This window comes from Allocoprobacillus halotolerans, assembly GCF_024399475.1.
GTDB classification, from domain to species: Bacteria; Bacillota_I; Bacilli_A; order Erysipelotrichales; family Coprobacillaceae; genus Allocoprobacillus; species Allocoprobacillus halotolerans.
Map to the genome: position 1 here is coordinate 289,350 of NZ_CP101620.1, position 18,057 is coordinate 307,406.

At 29.8% G+C, this 18,057-nt stretch carries 23 protein-coding genes; 5 read left to right on the top strand and 18 right to left on the bottom strand.

Annotated features, from left to right (window positions below):
• Nucleotides 1–3 precede the first annotated feature (3 nt).
• The 5 genes from NMU03_RS01770 to NMU03_RS01790 all read right to left on the bottom strand — a co-directional run bounded on the left by NMU03_RS01770 (nucleotide 4) and on the right by NMU03_RS01790 (nucleotide 3,779).
• Entirely contained in the window at nucleotides 4–1,125 is a 1,122-nt protein-coding gene (locus NMU03_RS01770) for a M20 metallopeptidase family protein (protein WP_290140767.1), read from the bottom strand.
• A 124-nt stretch (nucleotides 1,126–1,249) separates the two neighbouring features.
• Nucleotides 1,250–1,837 (bottom strand): 2,3,4,5-tetrahydropyridine-2,6-dicarboxylate N-acetyltransferase, encoded by a 588-nt coding sequence (gene dapD / locus NMU03_RS01775; protein ID WP_435372922.1) that lies wholly within the window; start codon nucleotides 1,835–1,837, stop codon nucleotides 1,250–1,252.
• A complete protein-coding gene (dapF, locus tag NMU03_RS01780; protein ID WP_290140770.1) occupies nucleotides 1,830–2,279 on the bottom strand; it encodes a diaminopimelate epimerase in 450 nt (149 codons plus the stop codon). The genes dapD and dapF (NMU03_RS01780) overlap by 8 nt, the downstream gene beginning before the upstream one ends.
• Nucleotides 2,280–2,352: 73 nt before the next feature.
• The gene (gene dapF / locus NMU03_RS01785; RefSeq protein ID WP_290140771.1) at nucleotides 2,353–2,670 is read right to left on the bottom strand and encodes a diaminopimelate epimerase; all 318 of its coding nucleotides are present in this window, start codon (nucleotides 2,668–2,670) and stop codon (nucleotides 2,353–2,355) included.
• Nucleotides 2,671–2,870: 200 nt separating this feature from the next.
• The gene (locus NMU03_RS01790; protein WP_290140773.1) at nucleotides 2,871–3,779 is read right to left on the bottom strand and encodes a zinc ribbon domain-containing protein; all 909 of its coding nucleotides are present in this window, start codon (nucleotides 3,777–3,779) and stop codon (nucleotides 2,871–2,873) included.
• A 165-nt stretch (nucleotides 3,780–3,944) separates the two neighbouring features.
• Between NMU03_RS01790 and NMU03_RS01795 the strand changes: the two genes are divergently transcribed.
• Both NMU03_RS01795 and NMU03_RS01800 read left to right on the top strand, forming a co-directional pair.
• Complete coding sequence (locus NMU03_RS01795; RefSeq protein ID WP_290140774.1) at nucleotides 3,945–4,544, top strand: VanZ family protein; 600 nt, start codon at nucleotides 3,945–3,947, stop codon at nucleotides 4,542–4,544.
• Nucleotides 4,523–5,338, top strand: a complete 816-nt coding sequence (locus NMU03_RS01800) for a hypothetical protein (RefSeq protein WP_290140776.1) — start codon at nucleotides 4,523–4,525, stop codon at nucleotides 5,336–5,338. Before NMU03_RS01795 ends, NMU03_RS01800 begins: the two co-directional genes overlap by 22 nt.
• A 49-nt stretch (nucleotides 5,339–5,387) precedes the next feature.
• On the opposite strand, the gene NMU03_RS01805 is transcribed toward NMU03_RS01800, so the two are convergent.
• From NMU03_RS01805 to NMU03_RS01845, 9 genes are all read right to left on the bottom strand, one after another.
• Nucleotides 5,388–5,783 (bottom strand): YybH family protein, encoded by a 396-nt coding sequence (locus NMU03_RS01805; RefSeq protein ID WP_290140777.1) that lies wholly within the window; start codon nucleotides 5,781–5,783, stop codon nucleotides 5,388–5,390.
• Complete coding sequence (locus tag NMU03_RS01810; RefSeq protein ID WP_290140778.1) at nucleotides 5,776–6,261, bottom strand: HIT family protein; 486 nt, start codon at nucleotides 6,259–6,261, stop codon at nucleotides 5,776–5,778. Before NMU03_RS01810 ends, NMU03_RS01805 begins: the two co-directional genes overlap by 8 nt.
• Nucleotides 6,262–6,555: 294 nt before the next feature.
• On the bottom strand, nucleotides 6,556–6,687 hold the full coding sequence (locus NMU03_RS01815) for a hypothetical protein (protein WP_290140780.1): 132 nt from the start codon (nucleotides 6,685–6,687) through the stop codon (nucleotides 6,556–6,558).
• Nucleotides 6,688–6,734: 47 nt separating this feature from the next.
• Nucleotides 6,735–6,938, bottom strand: coding sequence for a hypothetical protein (locus NMU03_RS01820; protein ID WP_290140782.1), 204 nt, complete (start codon nucleotides 6,936–6,938; stop codon nucleotides 6,735–6,737).
• Between the two features lie 77 nt (nucleotides 6,939–7,015).
• On the bottom strand, nucleotides 7,016–7,780 hold the full coding sequence (locus NMU03_RS01825; RefSeq protein ID WP_290140784.1) for a nucleoside phosphorylase: 765 nt from the start codon (nucleotides 7,778–7,780) through the stop codon (nucleotides 7,016–7,018).
• Nucleotides 7,781–7,924: 144 nt separating this feature from the next.
• Complete coding sequence (locus NMU03_RS01830; RefSeq protein ID WP_290140786.1) at nucleotides 7,925–8,458, bottom strand: hypothetical protein; 534 nt, start codon at nucleotides 8,456–8,458, stop codon at nucleotides 7,925–7,927.
• Nucleotides 8,459–8,574: 116 nt separating this feature from the next.
• Complete coding sequence (locus NMU03_RS01835; protein WP_290140787.1) at nucleotides 8,575–8,916, bottom strand: PadR family transcriptional regulator; 342 nt, start codon at nucleotides 8,914–8,916, stop codon at nucleotides 8,575–8,577.
• A 526-nt stretch (nucleotides 8,917–9,442) separates the two neighbouring features.
• Nucleotides 9,443–9,853 (bottom strand): hypothetical protein, encoded by a 411-nt coding sequence (locus NMU03_RS01840; protein ID WP_290140790.1) that lies wholly within the window; start codon nucleotides 9,851–9,853, stop codon nucleotides 9,443–9,445.
• Nucleotides 9,826–10,095 (bottom strand): hypothetical protein, encoded by a 270-nt coding sequence (locus NMU03_RS01845; protein WP_290140792.1) that lies wholly within the window; start codon nucleotides 10,093–10,095, stop codon nucleotides 9,826–9,828. Before NMU03_RS01845 ends, NMU03_RS01840 begins: the two co-directional genes overlap by 28 nt.
• Before the next feature lie 525 nt (nucleotides 10,096–10,620).
• On the opposite strand from NMU03_RS01845, the gene istA reads away from it, so the two are divergent.
• From istA to NMU03_RS01860, 3 genes are read left to right on the top strand one after another with little or no spacing between them, the layout of a single operon-like run.
• Entirely contained in the window at nucleotides 10,621–11,547 is a 927-nt protein-coding gene (gene istA / locus NMU03_RS01850) for an IS21 family transposase (RefSeq protein WP_290140588.1), read from the top strand.
• Nucleotides 11,544–12,176 carry a Mu transposase domain-containing protein gene (locus tag NMU03_RS01855; RefSeq protein ID WP_290140586.1) on the top strand — a complete coding sequence of 211 codons (633 nt, stop codon included), beginning with the start codon at nucleotides 11,544–11,546 and terminating at the stop codon, nucleotides 12,174–12,176. The genes istA and NMU03_RS01855 overlap by 4 nt, the downstream gene beginning before the upstream one ends.
• Complete coding sequence (locus NMU03_RS01860) at nucleotides 12,169–12,912, top strand: ATP-binding protein (RefSeq protein WP_226812203.1); 744 nt, start codon at nucleotides 12,169–12,171, stop codon at nucleotides 12,910–12,912. Before NMU03_RS01855 ends, NMU03_RS01860 begins: the two co-directional genes overlap by 8 nt.
• Nucleotides 12,913–13,634: 722 nt before the next feature.
• Here NMU03_RS01860 and NMU03_RS01865 read toward each other — a convergent pair.
• From NMU03_RS01865 to NMU03_RS01880, 4 genes are all read right to left on the bottom strand, one after another.
• Nucleotides 13,635–14,117, bottom strand: coding sequence for a hypothetical protein (locus NMU03_RS01865; protein WP_290140794.1), 483 nt, complete (start codon nucleotides 14,115–14,117; stop codon nucleotides 13,635–13,637).
• A gap of 20 nt (nucleotides 14,118–14,137) precedes the next feature.
• Nucleotides 14,138–15,019: a hypothetical protein gene (locus tag NMU03_RS01870; RefSeq protein ID WP_290140796.1), complete on the bottom strand. Its 882-nt coding sequence runs from the start codon at nucleotides 15,017–15,019 to the stop codon at nucleotides 14,138–14,140.
• A 611-nt stretch (nucleotides 15,020–15,630) separates the two neighbouring features.
• Nucleotides 15,631–16,260, bottom strand: coding sequence for a hypothetical protein (locus NMU03_RS01875; protein WP_290140799.1), 630 nt, complete (start codon nucleotides 16,258–16,260; stop codon nucleotides 15,631–15,633).
• Nucleotides 16,261–16,789: 529 nt separating this feature from the next.
• Entirely contained in the window at nucleotides 16,790–17,467 is a 678-nt protein-coding gene (locus NMU03_RS01880; protein ID WP_290140801.1) for a hypothetical protein, read from the bottom strand.
• Nucleotides 17,468–18,057 lie beyond the last annotated feature (590 nt).

Sequence of the window (18,057 nt, forward strand, 5' to 3'; positions counted from 1 at the left end):
TGTTTATACCCCCTTTATATTTTTAGCAATACTTTCATATAAATCAATTGCTACCTTTAACACATCTTCATGAAAATTAAATGTTTCCGTATGTAAACCACTTTGATAGCTTTCACACTTTGTACCAAGAAAGAAAAAGATTCCTGGAATAGCTTTTTGATAAAAAGCAAAATCTTCAGCTAACATCAATGGTTCATCCAATTCTATATAATTGTCTAAATTGACACATGCTAACCACTTTGGATACAAGTCTTTAGAATTGATCACTGGTGGATACATAGGTGGACAACTCCATTCAATCTGACAATCATAACTCTTCATTAAGCCATCATGAATGGCTTGAATATAGTCTATCATCTTGTGAAAAAGAGCCTCATCATAACAGCGTAAAGTCCCATGCATTGTTGTTTGTGTCGCAACACTGTTACGAGCAGTTCCCCCTTCAATTTGTCCAATATTCAAAATCACTGGTGCAAAAGGAGAAAGTTGACGAGAAACCATTGTCTGATATTGCATGTAAGCATGATTAGCAATCATGATACTATCAACACCATCTTGTGGTAATCCTGCATGTGCGCCTTTGCCATGAATCGTGACATCCATTTCACCACACATAGCCATCAATGGACCACTTTTACAAGCAATCTTGCCTTCTTCAATCATCGGCATCAAATGCATCCCAAAGATGGCTTTGACATGATATTTTTCAAAAATCCCTGATTCCACGACATAACGTGCTGCACCTGGTGATTCTTCAGCAGGTTGAAAAATCAAAAGAATATTATAAGGCAAAGGTTCAGACATTTGTTTTAAACGTTTCGCAAAACCTAATAAAGCACTCATATGTCCATCATGACCACAGGCATGCATGCAACCTGAATGTTTAGACACATAATCCACTTCATTTTTTTCAACAATCGCCAATCCATCAATATCACTGCGAAAAGCCAAAGTCGACTGACAACCATAATCAATATAAACAATTGTGCCAGTGTCTACAACACTTTCCCATTGATAACCCATTTTTTCTAATTCATGACGTAAATAGTTGGCTGTTTGATATTCTTTTAAACCTAATTCAGGAATTTGATGTAAATCTCTTCTCCAACGTTTGACATCTTCCATAATCTCACCTTAAATTTTTCTTAAATCATCCATTAATTGTGTTTTTTCTTTTGTTTCATCTGTTTTTTCTTCTTTAATAATACGTGCTGGATTTCCGCAACGACAGCTCCCGCTGGAACATCATTTAAAACAATACTTCCGCTCCAACAACAGCACCTTTTCCAATACGAACACCTTCAACAACAACCGCATTGGCACCAATTAAAACATCATCTTCTAAAACAACAGGTTTAGCACTAGGTGGTTCAATGACACCAGCTAAGACAGCTCCGGCACCCACATGGCAATGTTTTCCAACTTCAGCACGTCCACCTAAAACAGCTCCCATATCAATCATCGAACCTTCACCAATTTTTGCGCCAATATTGATAACAGCTCCCATCATAATGACTGCGTTATCTTCAATCGTTACATTTTCACGAATAAAAGCTCCTGGTTCAATACGCGCATTGATATTTCTCATGTCCAACATGGGAATGGCACTATTACGACGATCTTGTTCTAAATAAGAATCAGTAATACGCTCTTGATATGTATCTAAATATTTTTGAACATTTTCTAAATCACCAATCAAAACACGACTTGTTTCTGTCCCAAAAACACGAATCGTTTCATCATCTGGCAAATCATGTCCATTGACATACACTTTAACAGGTGTTTGTTTTTTAGCATCTCTAATATATTGAATAATTTCTTGTGCAGTACTATACATTTTTATACTCCTCCTCATTTATTTGTCCTTCAAATACAGTTCTGGCAGGTCCTTCCATAAAAATATGTCCATCTTCATAAGCAATTTTTAATGTTCCACCCAACAGTTCAACATCAACTTTCTGATCACAAAGTCCATTGACATAACTAGCATACATCACCGCACAAGCTCCTGTACCACATGCCATTGTTTCTCCTGAACCTCTTTCCCAGACACGCATTTTCAAATGTTGACGATTGATTACCTGAACAAATTCAGTGTTCACAGATTCTGGAAACATTTCACTTTTTTCAAAATAAGGACCGTTCTTTTCAATTGGAAAATCAAGATTTTCCACATATGTTACAACATGGGGATTTCCCATTGAAACAGCGGTACAACGATAAAGCTGATGATTGATTTCCAACGGTTCATCAATCATTTGTGCTTTTTCAAAAGACAAGGAATCGCTTCAACATCCAATGTTGGTTCTCCCATATCCACTTCGACAGATTGGACTTGTCCATTTTCAAGATTTAACCAGACTTTTTTAACTCCGCTAAAGTTTCAATTTCTAAATAAGTCTGATCAGTCAATTGATGATCATAAACAAACTTCGCAAAACAACGAATCCCATTTCCACACATCTTGCCTTCACTACCATCACGATTAAACATACGCATACGAAAATCATACTTTTGTGAAGGTAAAATTACAATCATACCATCACTCCCAATTCCAAAGTGACGATCACTAATATGTGAAATAAATGATGGTGTCATATTGATATTTTGATGGATTCCATCCACATAAATATAATCATTACCAATTCCTTCCATCTTTGTAAATTTCACTGTCTTCTCACCTCATCTTTTTGAAATATATTAACATTTTTTTTATATAATGAAAAGTCTTTTGAAACATTTGCATATATTAATATTAGGTGAGATTATGAAATATATGTTGAAAAAAATCAATCAGACTTTATCCATCTTACTGTTTGTTTTACTCTTAATGATTGTTTATTATCACTGGGGATATTAAAAATAACGGCTTAGCCGTTATTTTCATCTGTTGAATCTGTTTGTGTTGTTTCTTCACTATTGTCTTGAGATGTTTCACTTGTCACATTCGCTTGGGTTTCCACTTCAGTATTTTCCATATTTTCATCTGTTGAATCAGTATTATCCGATTGTGTCATTTCTTCACTATTGTCTTGAGTTTCAACATCTGTATTTTCCACTGTTTCATCATGTGTAATCATTTGGTCAGTTTTCTTTTTATTTTTCAAAATGAAAGCAACAATCCCAATCACAACCAAAGCACCAATTCCCACATATACATATGTCATATTCATACCTACTGATTTAGGTGATGAAATGACAAGTTCCCTGTTAGAGTTTGTACCAGTTGATAATTCTAAAAGATCAATTGTGACTGTTTGTCCATCCACTGTTCCAAAATTTGATTTCGCATCACCTGGCATTTGAATCGTCATTACCATTTCTATACCAAGTTCTTTTATCTTAGACACTGAATAACCTAGTGAATCTGTAAGTTCTGCATCCATTTGATTTTCAAATTCATCCAAAGGCATTCTAAAAACAATGCAATCCTCACCATCCACTTCTTCTTCAGTAATAACAGCCTGCATTTCCTGAGATGATGCATCTAAACCATCAATGTGAACACCAGCCCATTGACTACCATTAATTGTTTCATCAATCGAAGTAATCTTAGCATTTTCCATGCCTTCTGTTGACTGCATTTCTTCTTTCAATTGTTCAATGGCTTCATCTGTTGATGTTCCTGACATTTCCAATAAAGATTCTTCAAATAACAAATCCATAGACCCAGTCATGCTTTTATCTGCTTTGACTTCAAGATTGACTTTCATCTTCATACATCCTGTTAATAAAAATACAGCAAGTAATAAAGATAATGTTTTCCATATTTTTTTCATAAAAATTCTCCTTTCCCTACTTTTATTGTATCATATTTTTTATAAATAGCTATTTTTTTATCATAAACAACATCAAAAGACTTTTTTCATTTTTATTTTTTTATTTTATAACGTGTCATCAGTTTATGTTATAATACTTTTCAAGACGACCAAAGGAGGTGTCTTATGAGATTATCAGAATTTTTAAGATTAGCCATTCCATCTGTAGGATTAGCGAGTCTATTTGTGATGATTATTGCTGGAGGATACGCCATTTATTATAGGATTCAAAAACATAAAGGCAATGAGATTCACTGTTCGTTTCAAAAACTTTTCTTAACTGGATTGTTGATTGGTTATTTGATTGTGGTGATTTTAGCAACACTTGCCAGTCGCAGTAGTTTTCTCTATGAATCCAAAACAAGCTTTGAACTTTTCAGTTCCTATCGTCTCGCCTTGATTAACTTTAATATGCGTGAATGGCGTAATATTCTTCTCAATATTGCAATGGGTATTCCTCTTGGTATCTTACTCCCTTGTGTGTTTGAAAAGATGAAACATTGGTGGTTGACTTATGCTACAGGACTGCTTTTCACTATCACAATTGAAGTCACACAACTTATCACACATCGTGGTATCTTTGAAATTGATGATATCTTTAATAATGCAATAGGGTGTATGATTGGTTTTGGTCTCTATATTTTAGGTTATGCTCTTTATCAAAAATTAAGAAAAAACAAATCAAAATCACTTCTATTTTCGCTATGCAACTTCCTCTTTGTTTAACCATTCTTTCTTTTGCATACATATTTATTGCCTATTCTTTTCAAGAACTTGGTAATCTTCAACAAGCCTACTATAAAACAATTAATATGTCACATACCAAAGTAACAAGTCTTATCACATTGGATAATCAACCTAGCTTGCAAATGGTTTATCAAATCAAACAATATACATTGGATGAATGTGAAGAGATGGCAAGAAATATTTTTAAACAATATGGAAAGATTCTTGATGAAAAACAGACAGATGTCTATGATGATAGTGCTTATTTTTACTGTACAGATAATCAAATGATTATCACTATCTATTTTGCTGGTGGAACCGTGAATATTTCTTTTCCAGATGAATTTAAACCCATCACAAAAGATTTAAGTGAACAAGCAGTCAGAAAACGTTTAAAACAAGAAAATATTTTCATTCCTGAACAAGCTACTTTTACCCAAATACAAGATGGGCAATATGAATTTTCAGTCAATACAATAATTGACCAGCAATATGTCCAAGGTAGCCTTTTGGTTGGTATCAATGAAGATTCCACTCTTTCCTATCTTCATAATCAAATCAAAACCTATGAAAGTTATAAATCTTTTCCTATCATTTCTCAACAACAAGCTTTCCAACTCATTCAAGAAGGAAAATTTAATCAAGACTGGATGCTATCTTTAGATGATGAAATCATTATTCATTCCATTCAACTTGTTTACAGAGAAGATTCCAAAGGATTTTATCAACCTGTTTATTTACTAGGTATCGAAAACGATCAAGTGATTTATATACCTGCCATTCAATCTTCATAAATCAAATGATAAAAAGTATATCTGCCATGCAATCACAGATATACTTTTTTTAGTCATTATGATCAAGTAATGATGTTCCATAAGAATTATCAATCGCACATAACCATTGTCCATTTACCTTTCGATAGACATAAGTGGCTCTACGTTCCATACTATATTCAGATGTTTCTTTATTATCAGCATCCAATAATGTTTGTGATAATACCAACACCGTATCTCCAGTTTCAATCATTAGCATTTTTCCTTGTGTAGGAACAATACTATTTTGAAAATAGGCTGCAATTTTGATAAAAGCTTTTTTGATAGCGTCTTTTCCTTGAACTTCTAAACCAGGTTTAACAACCAAAACAGCATCTTCCGTATAAAAATTCATTAAATCATCAAATCTTTCTTCTCGAATAGCACAATCAGCCTCACTGATTAATTTCTTAATTTCCTCATTCATTATTATTCTTCTTTCGATTTTCATCTATTTTATTCAATTCAACCAACAGCTTTGATTTCATATCTTCTAATTCCTGCATCGTTGGACAACAAGAATCATCATACATTTTCTCCATTGGATACCACCATACCGGTCCTTTTCCATGATTTCCATAGCCATCCAAATCTCCATTCATCCTTGGAAACAAATGCCAATGAATATGTGAATCACCATTTCCTAATAATTCATAATTCATTTTTTGGGCATAAAAGGCCTTAGAAACTGCTTTTGCAACAAGTGTCATTTCTTCTAAAAATTTCATTTTTTGTGTATTCTCTAAATGAAACAATTCTGTTTGATGTTCCTTATAAAGAAATAATGTATAACCTTTAAAATGTTGATGATCTCCTATTACAACATATCCTGTTTCAAGTTCTTTTACAAAATAAGGATTTTCCCCTTTCTTAATCATATCTATTCTATCACATATCAAACACATAGTTATTCTCTCCTTCTTTAGCCAATTCTATAATCTAAAAAGCACAATCTGATTCAAATCCTGACTTTCTAAAAATATCAAGATATAAGCAATTTATAAATAAATAAAAAATCAAATCCTTCTTTAAAAAATCTTAATCATATTATAAAGTTAAAATAAATAACATATAACAACACTGAATTACAAAACTTGAGTTTCTTAATTAATGCGAGAATTATCTTCCGCATTTTTCTTTTAATAAAACTCTTGCTATAATTTAATGTTAAATACCAAAGACACATATCAAACACATATTTATTTTCCTTTAAACTCTTTAATATCATTATCAATCACTTCTCCATTTTCATCTATTAAATAAATATGAAAAACAGTATCTATTTCAATAGGATTAGTTTCATGTCTATTCCCATTATAAATCACTCGCACATTATCACCAACATTTATCTCAAGATTTTCATTTTGAGATACTGTGTTTATTGAAAAACAACTTCTTTTCCAACTTGAGTCCCACTGTCCAAAGATTTTATACATTCTTCTTTTATGTATTCCTCTTTAATTTCTAAAACAGTCGCATGAAAATAGTATTGACGTTTGATGCTTTCTGTTTGTTCTTGTGATTGACATCCCACTAGTATACATACACAAATAAGTGAAATAATAGTTAAAATCTTTTTCATAAACCTCCTTCTATTTTATCCAATATTTTTTATATTTATCATCTTTATAAGTATTCTATCACATCCATATAGAAACCTTATGTATATGATAGTGATAAAGCAAAATCAATAACTTGAAATAACATTTGTTGACGTAATTCTTTCGTCATACGCCACTGCCAGACTTCATCTTCGTGGATAGGATGTTTATCAGAAACCATTAGTACAGATGCAACATTTAAACCAAGATAACGTCCCACACTCATCAAAGCTGACGTTTCCATATCAACACCAACACATCCCTTTTTTCGCCATAACGTTTCTTTATAAAAAGTCTGTCGAAATACAGCATCCGTAGATATAATAGGAGCTACTCTACAATCAGGTATAAATTGAACCAAGCGTTGAAACAAATCATCATTGGGTGTACTATATTCAATCGTTTCATAATAATGTAAAGAAGTCCCTTCTTCCACAAATGCCTTGTCAGGTATCACAATATCTCCTATCTCAATATCTGATTCAAAACCACCAATGGAACCAACTGAAATAATATTTTGAACACCTAATGCTTTACATATTTCAATCGTATCCACAGCCATTGGTGCACCACGTCCTCCATCTAAAAAACATATTTCATTTTGACCTTTGATTTTATAAAGAGGACAAGCATTTAAAAATCCAGGAAAATGTTCAGTTATTAATTCAACATCATATTTTTCTTTGATATAATCCAAACCTTTCATATACAACAAAATAGCTGTTTTAGGAAGTTCCAATATCCCTTTATTACCATGTTCTGATTGGACTTGTTCTTCACTTGTAAAAACCGGTTTTGTATAATCATCTTTATAAAACCACATAGACACCACCCTTTCTTATCTTATTCTAACAAATTTCAAGATTTCTTCAAACATTCATTATTCTTTCATAAATAAAACGAATCAACCAATTCAGTCAATCCGTTTGATATGGAGAGTTCATATTTTTATCAACTTTTATAACTATTATTTATCTGTGTCTTCATTTGAATAACTGACAAAAGTTTTCACATCACTATCATTCGTATATATACGTGTATAAGATACAATTTGCTGATTTTTAACTTTTGTTTTGATTTCATTGAGTTCTTCATTCATGACCTTATCTTTGAAATAGACATATGGATTTCCATCACCAACATTCCATTTCATAGATTTAACCTCAAAATAATCTTCACCTTTATCATTTGCTATACGAAAATCAATCAAATATTCCTGTAAATAATCTTGATTATTTATGGTATTTCTCACAGCCTCATTTGTTAAAGGTATAACGGATTCAAAAAAAGGTTCATTACCATCATAATATGTAGAAAACACTTCTACATCATCAACATATTCCTCCTCCATAAAAACATTCTTTCTCGCTGTTTTGACTTCTGTCACTTTATTATCACTGACATTATTTTGAGTTTCATTTTCACTTTTATTATTTTCTTGCGTACATCCTGTTATCACAATCAATCCAATAACTAAAATAAAGACTTTTATTATTTTCACCTCTACATTTTATTCTATATTTTCAATTTCTTCTTTAATTTCTGTTGGAATACCACTTTGAAAATTTTGAACAGCTTCATGCAATGAATAGGTTCTATATTCAAAATAAAGAGCGCTTATTTGCTGTCATCGTTTTCCTCCCCATGAACAATATTGTTAATTTGTTGTACAAGATTATCATAATCTTCTACAAGCTGTTGAAGATATATTTTCCCTTTATCTTCTAAATGATAATACACACGTGCCTTATTATTCACAACAACAGTATAGCTTTGAATATATCCTTCTTCAATCAGTTTATAAATGATGGGATACATTGTTCCATGTTTAGGAACAACATAGCCATGAGTTTTATCAGATATTAACTTAGATAATTCATAGCCATACATATCTTTATGTTTTAAGACACTTAAAATCAATAGATCAAGTTTAAATAAATAATTAGAATATTTAGCCATGTTCACCTCATTCCTTCTAAAGAAATTATAGCACAAAAATAGCACAAAGACAAAATAAGTCGTAAAAAATAATATAATTATTGATACATCATAAAAAAGTCATTACAACAAAAACGTAGAAAGCGTTTTCAAAATATATGTTAAACGGTTTATTTTCACTCAAACATCCATAAATTTTACATATCTTTTATTTCTAAAAAGCTAGATAAAATCTAAGGAAGATTAAATCTAGCTTTTTCTGTAATTTATCATTTTTATTTGTTTGTAAGGCTATGAAAACATATAACATTTATTTTGTAAAGCGAATAAAACCAGCAGTTAAAGCCGTTAGAATGTTTATGTCTATCAAGAAAATATATAATAAATGAATTTCCCCAGAAGTATTCAATAATACATTTGGAATAGGCATATTAATTACTATAAAAGGCGTCAGTAGTAGAGCTATTGTATAAATAATAAAAATAATTATTTTTCTCTTATCCATAAATTACTTTCATTCCTTTTTTTATAAATATAAAAGTATTCTCTAGTGTAACGTCCATCTACCATCTTTATTACAATATGCATAATAGTTAGTAGTATTGCTTACTTTGAAACTTAAATTAAAGCTTTCACCTATGCCTATTTCAAAACCACCACTGACAGTAGTACTTCCAGTGTTATAAAAATCACCATTGACTTTCCAATAAAAAGAACCTAAAGATTCAAGATTACAATATATATTGCCACCAAATTGTTTTACTATTCCGTTATACTCACGATGTAAATCAGCATTTAATAAGGAAACAAATCTGACAGGTTTATTATTTATAGCTTCACATTTTAAATAACACTGCAATTTTGGTATGTAAGAAGAATTAACAGGGACATTAACATTAACTGTTGTATATTTGTAAGATGTAGAAGCATCTAGAGAAGATTCAGTGATGTTGTCCAATATATCTTCTTTTTTGAAAATGATAGTGATCTATCATTACTAATTAAATTATAAAATTCCTCACTCGAATAAACTTCAACTTCATATTCAGGATACAATTCAGGATTTTCATAAACTTGCATAAGGTTTAATGATCCTTCTTCTACTGTTGTTTTCTCATATGCGTTTACAGTCGTAAATGATGAAATCACAAGAATAAAAATGATAAAATAATTCATAATACCTATAAACATTTTTTTCATAATAATCTCTCCTTCCATTAAATGTTATTGTGTATAGGTAATAATACAAATATATTAGAAATAAGAAAGTATACATATACGAGTCTTATTTCTTCTTAACTTCATTATATCATAACACAAAATAATTAAAAGAACTTTTTTATAAAAGTATATTTTTTTAAAATCTCAATTGTTTTCTTTAGGTGTCACTGTAAGTTAGGAAAACATTGGATAATCAGTTTTTCTTTTATTTGATGGAATAATGAATACTGGTTGCTGTTCTGTTCTATTTTAATGCTTGTTAAACATTTTAACATCAATATATATTGTATCTGCTTCATAAAACATATTGTCCAATAATTTAACGCTTTTTGATAACTGATTATTTCACGCGTTATGCACCACCGATACACAGTTTAAGCACCACTTTATAATATTCAATTCACATGTAAAGCACCATTAATACACATGATTAGCCCCACTTTTGTTATCATGATATTGAGAGTGACAGCCTCTCATCATTATAGCGAAAGGAGGGCTTTTATTATGCCTAAAAAAGTTTCTGTCAAACTTATTCTTGAATTACGTGCAGCTGGTATTTCAATGCGTAAAATTGAAAGCTTAATGCATGTATCAAGACACACCATCTCAGCTGTTTATAAAGCTGCTGATGTTCATTCTGTTTCTTGGGATAATGTAAAAGATTTTGATGAAGATAAAATCTATGAAATGTTATTTCCACCTACTCCTAAGACTTCTGTTTTTGAAGAAGTCGATTACGATTATATTCATTCAGAACTTAAAAAAACAGGAGTCAATCTTAAGCTTCTTTGGAATGAATATCGTAATCAATGTATTTCTAAAGGAACTATTCCTTGTGGTTACACAAAATTCTGTAAAGGATATTCTAACTATGTTCAGTTATCAAACGTAACCAATCATCTTACTCATAAACCCGGTAGCACTATAGAAGTTGATTGGAGTGGGCCTACCATGAGTATTTTAACTCCTGATGGAGAAAGAATTAAGGTTTATTTGTTTGTTGCGACCTTACCTTATAGTCAATATTCATTTGTTAAACCATGCTTAGACATGAAACAGGATACTTGGTTAAAATGTCATATTGATATGTTTGAATTTTTTGGTGGTATTCCTATTAAAATTGTCTGTGACAATTTAAAAACAGGAGTTATAAAACATCCTAAAGAAGGTGAAATTGTTCTTAATGAAGCCTATGAATCCCTTGCCCAACATTACATGGTAGCGATTATGCCTGCTCAAGTGAGAAAGCCAAAACAAAAGCCGAGTGTCGAAGGAACTGTTGGTAAGATTGCTTCAGCTATTATTGCAAAATTAAGGAATATACGATTTATTTCTTTATCACATGTGGAGGAAGAAATTTTCAAAGCACTCAAAGAATTTAATGATGCTCCTTTTCAAAAAGAGAAGGAAGCAGAACAGAAGTATTTATGAACTGTGAAAAAGAAATGTTAAGAGAATTACCAGCTATCTCTTATGAAGTTTGTACTTGGTTATATGAACATAAGGTTTCTTTAGATTTTCATGTTTCGTTCAAAACAAATAAATACTCTGTCCCTTATCAATATGTTGGTAAGAAGGTAGACATAAAAGTAAATTCAAATAGTCTTGAGATATTTTACAAACATTCAAGAATAGCGATTCACCCTAAATTACCTGATTACATGAAATATAAATATTCTACCATTGAAGATCATATGCCTGATGCTTTCCAAAAAGTAGAATGGGATGATGAGAGAATCAAACGATGGGCAAATAAAATTGGACCATCTACTTTTATGGTTATCAATAAAATATTTGATTCAGTAAAAATTAAAGAGCAGGGATACAATTCTTGTCTTGCAGTATTGAAGTTAGCTAACAAGTTCTCGAATGACAGATTGGAAAATGCATGTGAACTTGCACTGACAAAAGTGAAGTGTCCCCGCTATCATCATCTTAATGGCATTTTGATGAATAATCAAGACCTCATCTGGATGAGTAATAAAGATTCAAATAAAAAGATTGATGATGGTGGATATGTGAGAGGTGCAGATTATTATGGAGGAAAATACAATGATTAATGATGAAACAAAAAAGAAATTAGATATGATGGGAATGCATGCTTTAGTAGAAGCTTTAGAACTACAAGAAAAAGAATCACTTTATAAAGCTATGACATTTGATGAAAGACTCAATGCTTCTGTAGATCATGCATATCAAATTAAATATAACGAAAAAGTAAAAGGATTGATACGACGCGCTCACTTTAGATATCCTCAAGCATCTGTAGAAGATATTTATTATTCAAAAAGAGAATTAGATAAAGATCAAATCATGACATTGATTACGAACAGTTATATTGATAGTTATAAGAATGTATTGATTGTTGGATTTACTGGTTCGGGGAAAACATTTTTATCAAACTGTCTAGGTAAAGCAGCTTGTCGTGATGGAATAACTACACGTTATATAAGAATACCTGATTTGTTTGTTCAGTTAGAAGAAGCAGAACTAAAAAGAGGACGAAATAAGCTCATTAATAAATATGCTAAGTGTCCTTTGCTTATCTTAGATGAATGGCTCATAAACTCTATGAATGAACAAGAAATAGAATTTATTTTTGAACTTGTGGAAAGAAGATATCAAAATAAATCAACTATATTTTGTACGCAATTCAAAATAGAATCTTGGCATACACGATTAGGTGGAGGGGTACATGCAGATGCAATCATGGATCGAATTATTCATAACTCTATTACGATTAATGCAGGTGACGTCAATATGAGAGAAGTTACTTCAAATATGAACAGAGAATAAAAATGGGCACCGCCTTTGAGCGGTGCTATTCATTTGCACAGGTGGTGCTACAATCATCTACTACTGGTGCTGATGTTGTGAATTAAGTGGTTGAAGAACGTGAAATAATCAATAACCTCATGTAATCTCTGAAATTTCTGTATAGGTTTAGTTATTTCTAGTAATTGACATCCAGCTGAGAAAACATTTCTACTGCTGAATAACGTTTATTTGCAGTAGAGGAGATGTATAATAACTAAATAGGTTCAAAATTAGAATTTGCTATCCTGGAAATTTATATCAACAAAAAGATTGTGCCAATGTCCACATTGTGTAGATTCAATGATATTTCCACCTTCAATGAAATAGTAATAAATCTAAACTGTACCCTGTAAAATGGACAGTTTACTATTCCTCTACCCTTTTATATATGTTCTTTTAAAGTCTATTAGTTTAACAAAAAATGATTTCATTCTTCTATTGTGATTTTCTGATCAGCTAAAAATTTTATATCCTAAAAATATACTCATTATTATTAGAAATTGAATGATTTTCTAGATACTTTGCCGTTTAGTATATAGTCTTTTTTATTAATGCAATTTGCAGTTGATTATCCATTTAGAGGTAAGAAATGGAATACATACCTATTTAAATAAATACATGACAGGAATATATTTCAAAATTCAACTATGCTATTATTTAAAGTTCCATTTTCAATTCATATAATTATCAAAAAAGAAAGGTTACCTCAATTTTGAGATAACCAATTCTTTATTTTCCCGATTCAGATTCAATGTATAACTATAACAATTCTTCATATACAATTTATTTTGATGCTTATTTTTTAAAATAATATAATATAGAAATCTGCCCAATAATATTCCACCAACAAAGTAGAACACAAGAGATGGTGTTAAACAAATATATTGTCCCGTATATTCTTTAAAATATTGAATAGCCACAACTAAAATCGGGGAAATCTTAAATAGATTAACAAAAAGCATATACGTTGCATATATCAACAAATCTTTATCATACTGCTTTTTTGAATTGAATCTATTATATAGCAAAGTACATACTATCACTATAAGAACAACACATATTAAAATAGCAGGAATATAATTTTGAATTGCTACATCATTGAATAATTGCTTGAAATCAATAATCATTCCAACGATAATGATTAAGATTCCAGTAAATACATTTTCAATAAACAATTGTTTCATTTTCCTTCTACCTCATCATATTAATCAGGACGTGAATTATAGAAATACGTTGTTCTATTTTTCACATGATTATAATATCCTGAATCATAAAACCATCTTTGTTTTTCTCTCCAATAACTGCTATCAATTAATTTGTATGCTTGCCAGAACTTAATATAAAACGTTGTATAAACCATATCACCTACTAGGGCTCCAACTCCTACTAGGGCTAAAACATTTCCAATTGATGCACTTACTTTTCCAACAATTGGTCCACCAACAGTAGATACAATAGATAAAACTTTCACTAATTCCTTGTTTGTCTTGCTTCCAGGACCAGCATCTTTAGTAAAATACTTATCATCACTTGATGTATAAGGATATGTAGCCAAAGAACTTGCTCTAGTAATCGGAAGTTGTGGTTCATCAATCAATTCTGTTTTTACAAGATATAAAACATCACCATTTTCAGATTGTAATAAAATATCTTCTCCTTCAGTATAAATAATATATTTCATGCCATTAACTATAAAAAGTGCTTCTTCTCTATTTGACAAACCTTCCATATAGTATAATGCATTAGTCGTATAATCTTTAGAAATCACAGAAGCCATATTATCATCTGCAAAGCTATCTACAAGCTCAATATCTTCATTATCGCAAGGAATTGCATCAAATAACTCGTCAAATTCAGTTGAACTTGTATCTTCAAACATTGGCAACATTTCATTCTTTCTATCTAACAAAGTTTCAATATTATAATTAGATCTTGTATAGACAGTTTGACTAGCATCTAATTGATTTAAATATTTTGAATATAAATCATTATTTTGGGGAACAAATGCAGATTCATTAGCAAAACATGGACTAATAGCTGTCATTAATAATCCTACACAGATAGATATTGATATTATTTTTTTCATAAGTCATTTTCCTCCTATGAATAATCCAATTATTAAAGAAATAAATATATATGTAAAGAAATAAATATATATGTAAAGAAATAACAATATTTATTTTGCACCTACTTTCCTTGTTTATTTTTTCTTATCTAATTGCATTATAACACATTAACTTTTAAAATAAAAGTTCTTCTTAACTAATATATTTTGAGTATTATATAGAATTTATATTATGATCAACATATATACAAATTATATAACATTTAACTAAAAAATTGCATTTGATCAGAATATAATAGAAAATAGAACGAAATCATTTTTTATTTTAAACCGACAGAATTTAAAAGAAAATATATTATGAAAAATAAGACCATATCAGAAGGTATAGTCTTATTTTTACTAAAAACAAATCAATCTTATGTTGCATTATTTTTTTGTTGTAATGTTTTAAGAAAAAGACGAATTAGATACGATATTTTAATTAATAAAAACTTTAATGAATAAAAGTATAATTGGTTTATCTCTTATTTTTATTAAAGATAAGGATTATTAATCCAATTATAAATAATATGGATAGAATCCAAATTGCTATCATATAATAATTGAACAATAACATAATTGATTACCTCTATTTAAAACGCATATAAATTGAAGCTACCTATTTTTGTATCTACTTCAATATAAGTATTAGTATATGCACTAACCATTCCCACTCCAGTAAATTCATATTTTTTATTTACATAATATGATTTACTGCCTGGAGTTAATTTTGTTGTTTTATCTCCTTTATATACAATACCTACATATGTTCCACTACTACCTAATAATCCATATGCATCACATGTAATATGCATAGTAAGCCCGGTAACATTTGTATAACCTTTATTGATGTTCAATTTTGCATCAGATTGATACCATCCATACACTAGGTTTAAATCACCATACATTGCACCATATAAATTGACTGTAACACCAGATCCTGTCTTACTTTTGTCAAATCCTTTTTCAGTAACTCTAGTAGCTGCTAAAGAAGCATTGTGTAGACCAGGATAAAATTTAATAAACTCTGCATCAGCCTCACTAAAAGGTTCGCCCACTGTGTATGTAGAATTAATCAACTTAAATCGCTCATTGATTTCTTCATCAGTAAGATTTTTATTTTGGTCATATACAATTGAATCTTCAGCGGCAAATACAGGTATAGCCCACATAGATAAAGCCATAAAAAATGTCAAAATAATAATTTTAACTTTATTTTTCATTGTTGTCACCTCTTTATTTTTCAGCATCTAATTGTCCAAATCTTAAATTATTAACATTATCATATTATATGATTTATATATTATGGTTTTTGCATAATATTATAATGCATTTTGTGATTGATCAATTTGTTTTTATATTTCTTAAAAAAGCTACAATTAGATTTCCAATCATAATATACAGATAACTAAGATTTTCAGCCAAACCAAAATATATATTTAATCTTCCTATATATATATCAGGAAAATAATACAAAGACAAAATTATTCCTATAAGTAAGAACATTAAAAATATAATTGTTATAATCTGACTATTTTTTGGTAACATATATAATAAGATATTCCATATATACATAGATGCACCCAAAATAACATAACAGATAAGAATTACAAATGAGTAGTTAATGTTCTTAAAATACAGTAGCTCACTTTTGTAGTTATAAAGCATGATCAGTAACCCAATGTAAAACAATGGAAAAAATAATATATATAACAATTTGAATTTTTCAGATGTTTTGTTTATCATATATTGCTATGTTTTACTTGCAATGAACCTGTAACCACTTCCTGTACCATGTGTAATCGTTGCTGTAATGACACATCCTATATCATGTGAAGCATTTTCACTTACATAAGGAAAGTTAAAATCTGAATATGTCCAAGTTTTTGAAGTAGTTGTTCTTTCTGTACTGTATTGTGAAAAAGGACTACCTGAAAAACTGCCGAATGCACCAATGAGTATTGTTTGTTTTTCTAAAGCAAAACCAGAATTAAAGTTCTTTATTCCACCACTTACTTTCGTAAGTTTTAAGTGATTCTCTCCATCCATATATTTTCGGTCATAATATATAGTTCCATAAAGTGTTGCAGAATAAAATACTATATCATCTTCTTCATAGATTGATCCTGATGCCATTGGTTGTATTGTACTGTTATCATCAATGAAAAGATTTTCAACTGATAGAATTTCATGTTCAGTGGTATCATTTGTGTTTTGAACATTTAATTTCTGTTCTGTTCTTTTGAAGGAACGGACCTTCATATTATTTTCTTTAGCTATTTCTTTTAACTCTTCACTTAGTTCAATCTCAATATAATTTTCTGTGAGGTAAAACACACCATAATCAGCTTGTGATTCTCTTGCATTAACATTACTAATCATTCCAATGCATATACCAATACAAACAAATAATTTAATAATTTTTTTCATATGATTCAGCTCCTTTTATTATAATATTTATCTGAAAGTGATGATCAATTCCATTATGCAATACCTTTTATCCATACTTTTCGATTATTTTAGTTAAAGGCAAATGATTATTTTAATGGATGTAAATAAATTTTTAAAATAGAAGAACTTGTGTTAATACTATTATCCTCCTTCCTGTTTTAAATATTAATTCTTCTTGAGTATAAAAATATATTTTATATCTTCATCACTTAGAGAAACATATTAGGAATCATTACTTATATTGATTAAAACATTTCATCATATTTATAAACTTCTTTACTAAAACAATTATAGCATTTTTACTTTTAAATAAAAAGTTCTTTTGATATGATTTTTAAAATTTATTAAAAAGAACTATTTTTATGCTTAATTTATGATATAATATATTTATAAATTAATGCCGTTAAAAAAACAAACAGTATTACAGGAATACAGAAATATAAAACAAAGGAGAAATATAAAATGAACGCATCTGAAAAATTACTGTTAATCTCTCAATCGCAAGAAGATGCTGATTATCTATTAGACGAAAAACGATCATGTAAATATATTATAAGAACATTTGTTTT